At 70.4% G+C, this 14,512-nt stretch carries 10 protein-coding genes; 4 read left to right on the forward strand and 6 right to left on the reverse strand.

Features of this window, described 5'->3' with window-relative positions:
- Both TR49_RS45545 and TR49_RS14620 read right to left on the reverse strand, forming a co-directional pair.
- Positions 1-221, reverse strand: a 221-nt coding sequence (locus tag TR49_RS45545; RefSeq protein ID WP_236653366.1) for a hypothetical protein, incomplete at its 3' end; no start/stop codon positions are given.
- 68 nt (positions 222-289) lie between these two features.
- Positions 290-877, reverse strand: coding sequence for a hypothetical protein (locus TR49_RS14620; protein ID WP_042381757.1), 588 nt, complete (start codon positions 875-877; stop codon positions 290-292).
- 417 nt (positions 878-1,294) lie between these two features.
- On the opposite strand from TR49_RS14620, the gene TR49_RS14625 reads away from it, so the two are divergent.
- Entirely contained in the window at positions 1,295-7,525 is a 6,231-nt protein-coding gene (locus TR49_RS14625; RefSeq protein WP_042381759.1) for a ricin-type beta-trefoil lectin domain protein, read from the forward strand.
- Positions 7,526-7,597: 72 nt separating this feature from the next.
- Here the strand turns inward: TR49_RS14625 and TR49_RS41485 are convergent, their stop codons facing one another.
- Positions 7,598-7,858 carry a LuxR C-terminal-related transcriptional regulator gene (locus TR49_RS41485; RefSeq protein ID WP_084724905.1) on the reverse strand — a complete coding sequence of 87 codons (261 nt, stop codon included), beginning with the start codon at positions 7,856-7,858 and terminating at the stop codon, positions 7,598-7,600.
- 394 nt (positions 7,859-8,252) lie between these two features.
- On the opposite strand from TR49_RS41485, the gene TR49_RS14635 reads away from it, so the two are divergent.
- Positions 8,253-9,344, forward strand: coding sequence for a hypothetical protein (locus TR49_RS14635; RefSeq protein ID WP_152627265.1), 1,092 nt, complete (start codon positions 8,253-8,255; stop codon positions 9,342-9,344).
- The gene (locus TR49_RS14640; RefSeq protein WP_042381761.1) at positions 9,325-10,623 is read left to right on the forward strand and encodes a KamA family radical SAM protein; all 1,299 of its coding nucleotides are present in this window, start codon (positions 9,325-9,327) and stop codon (positions 10,621-10,623) included. Before TR49_RS14635 ends, TR49_RS14640 begins: the two co-directional genes overlap by 20 nt.
- Positions 10,624-10,653: 30 nt before the next feature.
- Here TR49_RS14640 and TR49_RS42765 read toward each other — a convergent pair whose 3' ends face one another.
- Together TR49_RS42765 and TR49_RS14645 are read right to left on the reverse strand one after the other, a co-directional pair.
- Positions 10,654-10,869, reverse strand: a complete 216-nt coding sequence (locus TR49_RS42765) for a hypothetical protein (protein ID WP_152627266.1) — start codon at positions 10,867-10,869, stop codon at positions 10,654-10,656.
- Between the two features lie 138 nt (positions 10,870-11,007).
- Positions 11,008-13,335 carry an FdhF/YdeP family oxidoreductase gene (locus tag TR49_RS14645; protein WP_152627284.1) on the reverse strand — a complete coding sequence of 776 codons (2,328 nt, stop codon included), beginning with the start codon at positions 13,333-13,335 and terminating at the stop codon, positions 11,008-11,010.
- A 181-nt stretch (positions 13,336-13,516) separates the two neighbouring features.
- On the opposite strand from TR49_RS14645, the gene TR49_RS44505 reads away from it, so the two are divergent.
- Positions 13,517-13,678 (forward strand): hypothetical protein, encoded by a 162-nt coding sequence (locus TR49_RS44505; RefSeq protein ID WP_169789987.1) that lies wholly within the window; start codon positions 13,517-13,519, stop codon positions 13,676-13,678.
- A 26-nt stretch (positions 13,679-13,704) separates the two neighbouring features.
- Here TR49_RS44505 and TR49_RS14650 read toward each other — a convergent pair whose 3' ends face one another.
- Complete coding sequence (locus TR49_RS14650) at positions 13,705-14,502, reverse strand: family 1 encapsulin nanocompartment shell protein (protein WP_042382018.1); 798 nt, start codon at positions 14,500-14,502, stop codon at positions 13,705-13,707.
- Between the last annotated feature and the right edge of the window lie 10 nt (positions 14,503-14,512).

The raw sequence follows: 14,512 nt of genomic DNA on the forward strand, positions 1-14,512 counted from the left end.
GAGTTGCCCGTCGTGGTCCAGGAGTCCGAGGACTTCAGCGACGAGGCGGCATAAGTCCCGTTCGCACCCGAAGCCGTACTCGTCGCAGCCAGCACCAGCGGCTCAACCTGGACTGCCTGGGCCTCAGAAGCGCCCCGGCGAGGCCCGGAGTCACCCGTCACACCAGGCAGCGCGACGGTCGCCACCAGGCGCCGGTCCTTGCGGTCGTTCACCGTCCGCACCGGCGTCTCCACCCGGCAGGCAGCCCGCGCCGGCGTGGTCAGCGCACAAGCCGGCAAGGACACCAACGTCAACCGCCCGGCGAAGTCCCCGCCGAACGCCTCCGCCCAACTCCCGTACGCGACAGAGACATCAGCGCTGCCGGAGGACGTCGATCCGTCGCCCGCGCCACCTGGACCACGATCCCGCGCACACCCGCCGCCACGGCCGCCCGATGATCGGCCACCACGACACGGACCGAGGCCGGACCGCTCCCAATCACCGCCCGCTTCGCGCCCCCCACGGCCGTCGCCAGAGTGCCCGCCGGGGCCACCGTCACGCCCACAGCCGCCCCGAGGTTGCCCGCGCCGGTAGCGGGCGTCTTCGACGCCACCGCCTTACCCGAAACCGCCGCTTGGCCAAGCGTCACCGAGAACGTCGACGCCGCTGGCCACACCGGCTTCACCGGCGCCTGCGAGACCACATGCGTGACAGTGTCCGTGCCATGCGCCGGCGTGCCCTTGACCGGGTGCGAACTCGGCAGGCCCTTCACATCCCGCGGCTTCCACACCTTCTGCGGATGCGGCCGCCCCCCGTGCCTCTCCACCGCCGCAGCCTGCTGCGCCAGCACAGGAAGCGGCGCGGCCAGCAACCCCACCAGGACCGCCAACACCGTCACCAACGTCCACCGACGCCGTCCGCCCGCACGCCGTCCGCCCGGACGCCGTCGCCCGGACGACGCGGACGCAACGACCCCCACGGCCGCCCTCCACAGTCCCATGCCCCCGCCAACCCCTTCGTCGAGAACCACTCCGGCGAACTGGTGACGCCCCAGGGCCCGAAAACCCGCCCTCCACGACGTCGCACCGGGCAGTGAAACACCCTCGACCGGGTCCACATCAGGCGCGCCGGGCCCATCTGGCATCAAGCTGTCAGCTTTCGTGCACGACCGGGATTCCGGCGCGTCCGTGCTCCTACAGTCCGGACGATCGCGCCGACTTGGCGGTCGGTGCCCTGACCACAGTGATCTGGAGGACCGGTGAGAGGATCACCTCCCACTCGACGACGAACGCGCCTCAGTCTGGCGACCGCCGCCGTGGCCGTGGTGCTGGTCGGCGCGCTGCCGTCCAGCGCCCTGGCGGCCGACACCCCCACGGTGCCGTCGGGCGGCAGCTCCAACACCGCCACGGCGTCTTCGACGCAGTCGGCCAAGCCGTCGAAGGCGCCCGGCAAGAGCTCCGCGCCGTCCGCCGGCAAGGGGAAGGCGCAGGCCGGCACCGCGCGGCCGGCCACGACCAACCCGCTGCTCAGCGGCATGGCCACCGCGATGGCGAAGGCCAAGAAGACGCACAAGCCGGTGCAGGTGGACGTCGCGACAAACCCCTACACCACCCTGACGGCCAACCCCGCCGGGCACTTCACCGCGCAGGAGTTCCTCAACCCGCAACGGGCCAAGGTGGGGGGTTCCTGGAAGCCGATCGACACCACGCTCGTGAAGAACGCGGACGGGAGCGTCCGGTCCAAGGTCACCCTGGCGTCGGTCAAGCTCTCCGGCGGCGGGAGCGGCCCGCTCGCCGTGGTGGACGACGGCGCCGGGCACGTCCTGACCTTCACCTGGCCCGGCGGCGCGCTGCCTGCTCCGACACTCTCGGGCGCCACGGCGACGTATGCCAACGTGTACCCGGGCGTGGATCTGAACCTGGTGGCGCTGCCGACCGGCGTGCAGGACGTGCTGGTGGTCCACAACGCCAAGGCCGCCGCCAACCCGGCGCTGAAGTCCATCCGACTGGGTGTCACGGGCCAGGGGCTGTCGGTCGGTTCCACGTCCGCTGGCGGGGTGACGGCCAAGGACGCGAAGGGGCACGAGGTCTTCGGCGGACCCGCGCCCGCCATGTGGGACTCGTCCGGCGCACCGGCGCCCGGCGCCGCGACGGGCAAGGACGCGCCGCACGCCGACGCTGCCGCCAGCCCGCACATGGCGAAGATGCAGGTCGCGGTCGCGCACGGGTCGGTGACCGTGACGCCGGACCAGTCCATGCTGACCTCGAAGTCCACGGTCTGGCCGGTCGAGATCGACCCGCAGTGGGTCGAGAACCCGCAGAACTGGCTGGAGCTCTGGTCCAACGGGAACTCCGTCTACGACGGCAACCCGTGGCCCTACAGCGGCTACGACACCTCGGCCGTCCGGGTCGGCAACTCCGCGGGCACCCTGGTGCGCTCGCTGATGTCGTTCTCGGCGTTCAACCTGCCCAAGCCCCCTGACTTCAGCGCGTACCCCGGTGACCAGAGCAAGAACGTCACCTTCGTGACGGGGGCGTTCCTGAACCTGATCTCGCAGAGTGCCACCTGCCCCTCGACCCAGGCGTGGCGGGCCAACCAGTTCAACACCGGCTCCAACTGGTCGAACCAGAACGGCGGCAGTGACACCAACCTGTGGCCGACCTCGGGCAGCGACTTCACCAACCCGATCAGCACCTTCGGCGGGTCGACCAACTGCAAGAACAACTGGTTCAGCGTCAACATCACCCAACAGGTGCGGGACGTCTACAACGCCGGCGGCGGGACATACACCATCGGTCTGCGTGCGGCGAACGAGGGTTCGACGACGAACAACTACGGCTCGTACTTCGTGCAGAACGCGGGCGGCAACAACCCCAACGTGACCGTCAACTTCGTCTCCGAGCCCTGGTGGGGCACCCCGTCGGTGACCAACACGCCGATCGGTAACCACAGCGGGTCCAAGAACCCGTGCGGCTCCACCCAGCAGACGGCCGGCTATCTGCCGGTCCAGGCGGCCAACGTCGGTATCAGCATTCCGCTGAACGACCTGGACTCCCGGCAGGCGTCCTGGGCGCTGATGCTCGACGACTACCCCGGCGGCCCCCAATCGAGCTACTACGCCGGGACGCTGACCACGGGCTACGGGTACCAAGTCGCGCCGACCACGGTCACCGGGCAGATGCTGACCCAGGTCTCCCCGACCGGCGGCAACGGATTCGACGGCAGCCCGGTCACGCTGCAGGACGGCCACACATACGGGCTCTGGGGCCAGGCCCTCGACGACGAGTGGATGACCAACGGCACGTTCGTGAACCCGAACGGCCAGGACCTGTACAACGCCTGGAACAACAACGGCAACCCCTACCCGGCGCCGGCCAGCCCCAAGTGCTGGTTCACAGCCGCGCTGACTCCGCCCAACCAGCCCACCGTCACCCAGTCCACCTTCCCTGCCACTGGCAAGCAGCTGGCCTCGTACCCGACCGTGGGCACCGGCGGCACGATCACGATCAACGCCACCGCGCCCACCACCGGGATCGACCACTTCGACTGGGCGCTCAACACCACCAGCACGAACGAGGGCGCCGGGAACTGCACCGGCATCGCCAACGCCGCCTGCGGCACCGTCAACGCCAGCGCCTCCGGCACGTCCGGCCTGGGCACCACCAACGCCACCGTGCCGATCACCCTGGCGTCCGGCGCGGGTGACGGCGAGCACTGGGGCACCAACTACCTGTACGTCTCCGCAGTGGACAAGGCCGGCAACGTCTCGGCCTACATGCGCTACGACTTCTTCCTGGCGCAGGCCTTCCAGCCCGTGTCCTTCGGCAACGTCAGCGGTGACGGCACCCCGAACCTGATGGGCGCCGACAAGAACGGCAACCTGATCATCTACCCGACCAACCTTGACCCGGCAGGCTCCGTCAACGCCGTCCAGGCGGCACCGGCGGCGTCCGCGCCCAACGGGAGCTCGTGGTCGACCGCCTTGATCACGCACCGCGGCGCCGAACGGGTTCAGCCCACGGACGACCTTTTCGCCTTCGACAGGGACAGTTCCGGCAACGGACACCTCTCCTACTACTACAACTCCCAGACCGCGTCGGCCAGCACCCAGCCCGGCTACACCCCGCCGACGACCTTGAACGCCTTCGCGCAGACCCAGCAGGCCGTGGTCACCCGGCCGAGCTGTACGCCGGGGGCGCTCAACGGCGGCTGCGTCGGCTACGACCCGACCTGGAACTCCGTCCAGCAGATCATCGCCCTCGGGCCGGTGCGCGGCGGCTGCACCATCAGCCTTCCCACCACGGCGTGCAAGACCAACCTGGTGACCGTCGAGAGCTACCAGGGCAACACCCGGGTCTGGCTGTTCTCGCCGGCCGGCACCGGCCAGGTCACCAACCCCGTGCTGCTCTCGGTCTCCCAGCCGGGCTGGGACTGGTCGCGGATGCGGGTCATGGCCCCGGGCAACGCGGCGGGTCACCCCGGCGGCTCGGGCGGCATGCCCGACCTGTGGGCGGAGGACCCCGCCGGTACCCTGTGGCAGTTCACCAACCACTCGGACACCGGCACCCTCGGCGCGGGTCTTGGCGACCTCAGCAACAAGCAGCAGTTGGGCAGCACGGGCCAGTTCGCCCCCTACACCTGGGTCAACACCGCCGGTGACCTCAACGGCGACGGCAACCCGGACCTGTGGGCGATGAGCCCGGACGGACAGGTCTCCGTCCTGCTCGGCCCGATCGGCAGCAACCTGGCCTCCCAGGGCCAGACCACCGCCACCGCCATCAACTGGGGCGCCACCGCGGGTGTGAGCAACCTGCAGGGCACACCCATCACCAGCGGCATCAACGGCCAGATCGTCAACGACGTCACCGGCGGCCCCTCCGGTCAGAAGTGCGTGGACGACGAGTACGGCAGCACGGCCAACGGCACCACCATCGAGCTGTACGACTGCAACGGCACCCGTCCGCAGGGGTGGGCCTTCCACCCGGACGGCACGATCAGGTTCATGGGCGGCGACGGTCAGCAGAACACCTGCATGGACACGAGCGGCTCCCTGGTCCAGGCCACCAAGGTCACGCTGCAGGCCTGTGACCTGGTCAACCGGGCCTCGTACCAGACCTGGCGGATCATCCCCTCGCCCTCGGCCGCCGGCCACTACTGGATCTACAACCCGGCCGCGGGCATGTGCCTGGACGACTCGGGCGCCAGCAACAGCAACCTCAACCCGTTCCAGCTGTGGCCGTGCTGGGACACGGCGAGCAACCCGGACCCCGCCCAGCGCTTCGTCCTGCCCACCGGTCAGGGCCAGACCCAGACCGTCGAGGCCGAGTCCACCTGGGGAAGCGTCAACGGTCCGGCGACCCAGATCCAGGGCAACTGCTGCGGCATCTCGCTCTCCAACGGCGAGCAGCTCTACTTCCCCGGCACCGCCCAGAACCAGTCGGTCACGATGAACTACTTCGTGGCGAACGCGGGGACGTACTCCGTCACCGCGGCACTGACCAAGACCAACGACCGCGGCCAGGTGTCGGTCGCCGTCGACTCCGGTACGGCGCAGGCGACCACACTGCCGTTGACCTACGACGCCTACCAGGCGTCGGGCGTGTCCATCGTCCCGGTCCACTTCGGGACGGTGACGCTCAGCGCCGGAATGCACAGTTTCACGTTCACCATGACCGGGACCAACGCGGCGAGCGTCGGCAACCGGTACGTCATCGGCATCGACACGCTGAGTCTGGTTCCGACCGTCGGCAACGGCCCGAGCCTCGGGCTGAACATCCCGGCCACCGGGCTGACGGGCGTGCCGGTCACCGCGGACTCGACCGCGACCTACCCGGGCACGACCGCCGTCACGGGGTACAGCTTCGACTTCGGCGACGGCACCGTCGTCGGACCGCAGGCGGCGGCCTCCGCGAGCCACACCTACACCTCGACCGGGACCTACACGGTCAAGGTCACCGCCACCGACGCCGGCGGCGTCACCGCCACCAGCTCGGCCTCGGTCGTGGTGACCGGCGGCGCGACCAGCCAGTGGAAGCTCTCGGACGGCAGCGGGACGACCGCCGCCGACACCGGCAGCCCCGGTGGTGACGCCGGTACGCTCAGCACCTCCGGCGTGACCTGGAGCCCCAACGGATCGGCGGCCTTCGACGGCACGGGTCAGATCACCGCGGCGCCGAGCGTCGACACCTCGAAGTCGTTCTCCGCCGCGGCCTGGGTCAATCTCCGGGACACCTCCACCTACCACTTCGTCCTGGCCCAGGCCGGGACCAACATGGAGTCGTTCTACCTGGACTACGACCCGCCGCAGCACTCCTGGGCGATGGTCATGCCCACCAGCGACAACCCGGGCCCCGGTTGGACCTGGGCCGCGGCCCCGGCCTCGGACGTGTCCCTCAACACCTGGACTCATCTGGTCGGCACGTTCGACGCGACCAGCGGCACCATCCGCCTCTACGTCAACGGTCAGCTGGCCGGCACCGGAACCACCCACGCGGCCTGGAACAGCGCCACCAAGACCGGCAGCGCGCTGGTGATCGGCGCGTCCGACCGCGCCGGAACCCTCGCGTACCGCTTCAACGGCAGCATCGCGGACGCCCGCGTCTACCAGCAGACCCTGACGCCCGACCAGGTCTCCTGGCTCTTCCAGAACAGCGCGTTCACCTCCACCAAGACGAGCGGGTCGTTCTACAGCCCGACCCTGACCGGCAAGTGCATAGACGACTACACCGCCAACCAGACCGACGGCACCCACGTCAACGAGTGGGACTGCAACGGCGGATCCGCACAGAACTGGACGCTGAGCCCCAACGGGTCCCTCTCCCTGACAGCCTCCAACGGCACCAAGTGCCTGGACATCACGGGAGGGTCCAGCGCCACCGCCAACGGCACGCTGGTGGAGTTGTGGGACTGCCAAGGCGGGGCCAACCAGCAGTGGGTCGCCCAGTCCGACGGCAACGGCAACGTCCACCTGCTCAATCCGAACTCCGGGCGCTGCCTGGACGACCCGGGCGGCTCCCTGAGCAACGGCACCCAGCTGCAGATCTACGACTGCCTGGGCAACGCCAATCAGGCCTGGACTCCCCCGCTGGGTACCAACCTGGCGGCCGGCGGCGTGGCGACTGCCTCCAGCCAGCTCACCGGCTGGGAAGCCACCCAGCTGACCGACGGCATCTACCGGGGCGCCGGGACGGTGCGCGGCTACTCCAGCCAGAAGGACAGCAGCGCCAACACCAATGAGTGGGCCCAGGTCGACCTCGGCACCACGCACCAGATCGGCGAGGTCGACCTCTACCCGCGCGACGAGGCCGCCAACGCCATCGGCATGTGCTTCCCGGTCACCTTCACGATCCAGACCAGCGTGGACGGCACGAACTGGACCACGGTGGCCAACGAGGTCAACTACCCCAAGCCCGGCGACGCACCGCAGCAGTTCCGCTTCAACGCGACGGGGGCGAGGTACGTCAAGGTCAACGCCACGGTCCTGAACGCCGACCAGTACGGCGACCACTACCTGCAACTGCGCCAGATCGGCGTCCAGGGAACCTGATCGGCCCTGTGCGACACGACACGACGGCCCGCCTCGGCATTCTCCGAGGCGGGCCGCCGCCGTCCGTCCGGGTCAGATCCACCGACGTCGCGCGGCCTTGACCCCGGCCTCGAACCGGCCGCTCGCGCCCAGCCGGCGCATCAGCTCGGCCACCATCCTGCGCTCGGTCCGCAGCGACATGTTGAGCCGCTTGGCGACCGTGGCATCGGTCAGTCCCTGGGCGAGCAGAGCCAGCAACTCCCGCTCCAGATCGGTGGGCCCGCCGCAGCCCTGACGGCTCCCCGTCGGCGACGAGGCGCACTCCGGACAGGCATGGGTGATCAACTGATGCATGTTTCCCCCCGGTTTCCCACCGACGCATGCAGCTCCGACGGCAGGTGATCAGACACGCTCATGACAAAGTACCAACGCGATCAAGCCGCGAAACGCCCCTGACGTCGGCGATTCAACCCGTCCGACATGGCCGCAGGCGTCCTCGTGACCGAAGTCCCGGAACCACGATCGACGGTCGCCATCCCGACAGCCAGACTTTTGCGTGGGCGTGCAAAGGCTCTGCGACCGGGCCACCGTGCTCCGGAACGCATCCTCAACTCCCGCTCAACAAAACGCGACAGGCGCATGCCCGGGCACCGCCTGGGTATCGAGGTCCGTACGGACGCGCCCGATCCGCGGGAGGAACGTGTTCCGGATCGGGGTACGGGGGTGCCGATTGTTCGGGGACAGCCGCGTGCGCCGCGGCGTGCTGCTGCTCTGCGCGGTGATCGGCGTCGTGGCGGGGATGTGCATCTGGTTCGCGCGGGGGCTCCCGGACTTCCGGGAGAACCTGCTGCTGAACCTGGCGCCGGAGATGCTCACCACAATGGTCACCCTGCTGGTCATCCAGCCGGTCCTGACCCGGCTGGAGGAGGAGCGCGTCCGCGAGCACCTCAGGCTCGACTACCCCTCGTTCTGCGACAAGGTGGCACAGACCGGCGACATCGTCTGCGTGCTCGACACCTTCTCCTACCTGCTGTCCGGTGCGAGCGCCATGCGCTTCGCGGAGGCGGCGCGGACCGCGATCCGGCGGGGCGCGACCGTGCGCGTGATGTTGCTCGACCCGGACTCGATGGCGGCCCGCCAGCGTTCGCACGAGCTCAGCGCGGACGTGCGCCGCGAGGTCATGCGCAACCTGCGGGAGCTGCGCCGTCTGGAGGCGCAGCTCCCCGAGGAGCAGCGGGACCGGCTGCAGGTGCGGGTGTACGCCGCCGCGCCGTCCATCCAGCTGTACCGGTGCGGGGAACGGATGATGGTGAGCTTCTACCCGGTGGACCGGCTCTCGGGCGAGGGGCAGCAGTTGGAGGTGCGGATCACCACGCCGCTCGGCTCCTTCGTCTCCGAGCGATTCGCCGAGCTGTGGAGCCGCTCCCGCAGCGTGAACGAGGTGCTGACCCGGCACGTGCAGTTCGTCGACCCGGACACCGGGGAGTCGGGATCCCCCATGTGGCTGGAGTACGTCGACGACGACGGCGTCCTGTACCTGAGCGACCAGCGGCTCGTCGTGGAGCTGGCCCGGCACCGGGACCGCCCGGTGACGGTGCGGGTGGACGGCGGTACGGAACAGGACCACGAGCTGGAGCTGATCGACACCGAGGAGGTCGCCCTCCTCGGGCGGCTGCGGGCCGCGTTCACCGAGAAGTACGGCGTGGACGCGGAGGTGTTCGTGCGGATCAAGGGCCTCCCCCGTGCGATGATTGAGGTGACGTCGGCCGAGCGTGCGCCGGGAGGGCGCGGCACGGCGGAGAGCCAAAGAGGTTCAGTGCGTGGCAGTGCAGAACGGTGATCGGCCGGTGTTCCGGGCTCTTGCCCTCCCCCATCTCGACGCGCTCCTCGCGCGGGCCGGCCTGGACGAGGCGGACCGCCTTCGGGCCAGGGCCGTCGCCGAGGTACTGCCGTTCCGGACCAACTCCTACGTCGTCGACGAGCTGATCGACTGGCAGGCGGCGCCCGAGGACCCGATGTACCGGCTGGTCTTCCCGCAACCGGACATGCTGCCTCGTGCGGACGTCGACCGCGTCGCACGGATGCTGCGTGACGGCGCGTCCCCCGACCGGCTGCGGACGGACGTGCGCGAGATCCGGCTGCGGCTGAACCCCCACCCGAGCGGCCAGCGGGATCTCAACGCGCCGCTGCTGGACGGCGAACCGGTCGAGGGCATGCAGCACAAGTACGCCGAGACGCTGCTGTTCTTCCCCCGGCAGGGCCAGACCTGCCACGCATACTGCTCGTACTGCTTCCGCTGGCCGCAGTTCGTGGGCGAGCCGGACCTGCGGATGGCGAGCGGGGACGCGGCGGCGCTGACCGCGTACGTGCGCGCCCATCCGGAGATCACCGGCGTCCTGATCACCGGCGGGGATCCGCTGATCATGAGCAGCGCCGTGCTGGCCCGCTACGTCGACCCGCTGCTGGAGATCCCGCATCTGGAGTCGGTCCGGATCGGCACCAAGGCGCTGTCGTACTGGCCGCACCGCTTCCTGACCGACCCGGACGCGGACGAGCTGCTGCGGCTGTTCGAGCGGGTCGTCCGCAGCGGACGCAACCTGGCGCTGATGGGCCACTACTCGCACCCGCGCGAGCTGGAGCCGGAGGCGGCCGTGCGGGCGCTGCACCGGGTCCAGGGCACGGGCGCGGTGGTGCGCTGTCAGGCGCCGCTGATCCGCGGCGTGAACGACAGGGCCGAGGACTGGGCGGTGCTGTGGCGGCGGCTGGTCGCCCAGGGCGCGGTCCCGTACTACATGTTCGTCGAGCGCGACACGGGTCCGCAGGACTACTTCGCGGTGCCGCTGGCCCGCGCGTACGAGCTGTTCCGGGAGGCGTACGCGCAGGTCTCCGGGCTGGCCCGGACGGTGCGCGGTCCGATCATGTCGGCGACGCCGGGCAAGGTGCAGGTCGACGGCGTGGCGGAGGTCGGCGGGCGGCGGTCGTTCGTGCTCCACTACGTCCAGGCGCGCGACCCGGAGCTGGTGGGGCGTCCGTTCTTCGCCTCCTACGACCCGGACGCCCGCTGGCTGACCGACCTCAAACCGCTGCCGGGCGACGGCCCGCTGCCCGGCCTGGACTGACGCCACCGCCGCGTTCGGCCCGGCGGGTCGTCACGGCGGCCCGCTCTGGCGCGGGTTGGGGAAGAGCAGCCGACGGCGCGGTCGGGGCCCGGCGGCGACGAGGCGGTCCCACTCGGGGTCCGGGATTCCGGGCACGGTGCGGCCCAGCGCGGTCCAGGACGCCGCGATGGCGTGGAACAGCGGCGTGTCGCTCGACCGTGCGGCACCGGAGGGGGCGCGCCGCGAAAACGGTTCCGCAGAAGTCACGCAAGGGTCAACGAAGCGGGAGGGGCTGCGGGCACGCGGCGTCAGCCTGCCGGGCGAGCGTGCCGCGACCGGCGGAGCGCCCCCGACCCGGAACCCCGCGCCTCCGGCACGGCCGTCGGCGGCCGCGGTCGGGTGCCCTCACGCCAGGTGCGCGGGCTCCGCGCGGTGGGGCGGGGTGGAGATCTTCTCGGAGCGGACCACGGTGACCTTGAGGTGCTTCATGATCGGCTGGTCGCTCTGGGTGCTGTAGTCGCCGATGGCGCACAGCACGTTCATCTCCGGCATGTAGCCCGCCGCGCAGCCGCGCGGGATGTCGTAGGGGACGGCGAGGTAGCCCGCGAGGGAGCGGGTGGAGCCGTCCCGGGCGGTGGCGGTGACGTCGACGGGGTCGAACTCGGTGATGCCGCGTTCGCGCATGTCGTCGGGGTTCATGAAGACCAGGGTGCGCAGGTTCCGGATGCCGCGGTAGCGGTCGTCGTCGGAGTAGATCGTGGTGTTCCACTGGTCGTGCGAGCGCATCGTGCCGAGTGCGAGCATGCCGGGCGCGGGGACGACGTCCGGCAGCGCGGCGGCGGAGAACTCGGCCTTGCCGGACGGGGTCTCGAAGACCAGCTCGCGGGCCGGCTGCTTGATCCGGAAGCCCAGCGGCAGGCGCACCCGCCGGTTGAAGTCCTCGAAGCCGTCCAGGACCTCGGCCATGGTGTCACGGATGCGGTCGTAGTCCTCGACGTACCACTCCCACGGGGTGCTGCTGCCGGGCAGGGCGGCGCGGGCGATGCCCGCGATGATCGCGGGTTCGGACAGCAGGTGTGGCGAGGCGGGCTGCTTCATGCCGCGCGAGAGGTGGACCATGCTCATCGAGTCCTCGACGGACATCGCCTGCTCGCCGGTGCGCTGCCGGTTTTTCTCGGTGCGCCCGAGGCACGGCAGGATCAACGCCTGGCGTCCGTGGACGAGGTGACTGCGGTTGAGCTTGGTGCTGACGTGCACGGTCAGCTCGCAGTTGCGCAACCCGGTGTAGGTGTAGGGCGTGTCGGGCGCGGCGAGGGCGAAGTTGCCGCCCATGCCCACGAAGACCTTCAGCTCGCCGCGGTGCATGGCCTCGATCGTGGCCACCGTGTCTTTGCCGTGCGCGCGCGGCGGGTCGATGCGGCAGACCTGGCCCAGACGGTCCAGGAACTCCGCCGTCGGGCGGTGGTCGATGCCGCAGGTGCGGTTGCCCTGGACGTTGCTGTGGCCGCGCACCGGGGAAGGGCCCGCGCCCTCGCGGCCCAGGTTGCCGCGCAGGAGCAGCAGGTTGACGATCTCACGGACGGTGTCGACACCGTGCTCGTGCTGGGTGACGCCCAGACACCAGCTGACGATGCTGCGGTCGGCGTCGCGGTAGACGCGGGCGGCCGTAAGGATGTCCGCGCGCGGCACGCCGGACTGACGTTCCAGCTCCTCCCAGGAGGTCGCCTCGCAGACCTTCCGGTACTCCTCGAAGCCGTGGGTGTGCCGGTCGATGAAGAGCTGGTCCAGCGCCTTGGCGTCGGTCCTCGCCTGCTCCAGGATCGCCTTGGCCATGCCGCGCAGCAGCGCCATGTCGCCGCCGATGCGCGGCTGGATGTTCAGCGTGCTGGTCCTCGTCGACTTGTTCAGCGCCATGTCGACGAAGTCGTGCGGGATGATCGCGCGCCGCGCGGCGGCCTCGACCAGTGGGTTGACGTGGACGATCTGCGCGCCCCGCTGATAGGCCTCGGCGAGCGCGGTGAGCATCCGCGGCGCGTTGGAGGCGGCGTTGACGCCCATGATGAACAGCGCGTCCGTGGTCTCCCAGTCCTTGAGGTCCACGGTGCCCTTGCCGGTGCCGAGGGAGGCGGTGAGCGCCCGGCCACTGGCCTCGTGGCACATGTTGGAGCAGTCGGGCAGGTTGTTGGTGCCCAGTTCGCGGGCCATCAACTGGTAGAGGAACGTGGCCTCGTTGCCGAGCCGGCCCGAGGTGTAGAACGCCGCCTGGTTCGGATCGTCCAGTGCGCGCAGCGCGCCGCCGACGCGTTCGAAGGCGTCCTTCCAACTGATCGGCACGTAGTGGTCGGTGGACGCGTCGTAGACCATGGGCTCGGTCAGCCGGCCCTGGTCCTCCAGCGCGAAGTCGCTCCACTGCGAGAGTTCCTCCACCGTGTGGGCCGCGAAGAACGCGCGGTCCACACGCTTGCGGGTCATCTCCCAGGTGACGTGCTTGATGCCGTTCTCGCACAGGTCGAGCTTCAGGCCCTTGACGTCGTCGGGCCAGGCGCAGCCGGGGCAGTCGAAGCCCCCGTTCTCGTGGTTCATCTTCATGACCGCGCGCGGTCCGTCGACGTACTCGCCCGCGCGCATCAGGAACTTGGTGACGCTCTTGGCCGCGCCCCAGCCGGCGGCCGGATGGTGGTAGGGCCGGAACTCCGGGCGCTCCGTGGGCGGGGCTCCCACGCTGGGCTCCATGTCGGCCCGGGGAGACTGCTCCTGCTGCGGGTCCTCGGAGTTGTTCATGACACTCACCTTCCCGGCTGGTGGAAACAGGCTAATCCCGTTGATCAACGCGGGCCAGACGATCAGCGTGAGCCCGTTTGCGAGGCCATCGCGATGGGGCTTGAGTGGGGAGTAGTCGTCCCGAGGAGGAGCCATGTCGCACCACAAGTCGAACAAGGCCGTCGAGGGCGACCCGGACACCGGCCACGGCGGCGGTCTGCCCCGGCGTCCCGACGAGGACGAGCTGGAGGAGCGCACCGAACTGGACCGCGAGGAGGTCGGCCTCGACCCCGAACCGGAGGACGACGACGCCTGAGGCCCTGCGGGCCGTGCCTGCGGCGCTCAGGGCCGCAGCACCACGACGGCCTCGTCCGTGTAGGTGAGGAAGGTCAGCGTCTGCTGGAAGTACAGCTCGACGCTGTCCTTGTCGTGCGCGGTGTAGCCGATCGACAGGTCCTGCCCCAGCCGCAGCTCGAAGTCGCCACCGCGGGTGGACAGGACGTAGCCGCCGCTGAGCGCGGGCGCCCAGATCAGCTCGCTGTCGACCAGGCGCTCGACGTGCTTGGCGACGGGGTAGCCGTGGTCGGAGGTCTCGCTGACGGAGGTGTACTGGTCGGCGCCCAGCAGCACCGCGTACGGGCCGTCGACGCCCGCCAGGCGCAGCGCGGTCAGCGCGCTGCTGACCACGTCGGGGAAGGCCTCGGGTTCCGGCGGGAGGCTGATCGCGGGGTTGGAGCTGCGCACGCGCAGACCGTCGATGCCCGCCGCCGGATAGCCGTCGAAGATCGCCTGGTCCTCGGCGAAGGCCATCACCCGGGCCGCGTCCTTGACCGGCTGCCAGTCGGAGTCCTGCGCGCCGCGCTCCACGTCGTCGACCGCGGCGCGGCCGACCGTGAACGGCACCCGCAGCTCGACCAGCTGCCGCGCCTCCCGCAGGCGCGCGGTGACACGCGCCGCCGGCGGCTCGACGTCGGTGAGGTGTCCCGTCCCGACGGCCGCCAGCTCCGGGCCGCTCGGGCCCGACACGTCCACGACGCGCCGCCCCGCGACATGCCGTCGGAAGGACCGCCGCGCCTCCTCCTCGATCTGCGCCCAGGCCGCGGCCGTGATCGGGGCGAGCTCCCGGTGCAGGTTGTTCATGCCGCTGCTG

Origin of the sequence: Streptacidiphilus melanogenes (assembly GCF_000787835.1) — a bacterium.
Taxonomy (GTDB): Bacteria; Actinomycetota; Actinomycetes; order Streptomycetales; family Streptomycetaceae; genus Streptacidiphilus; species Streptacidiphilus melanogenes.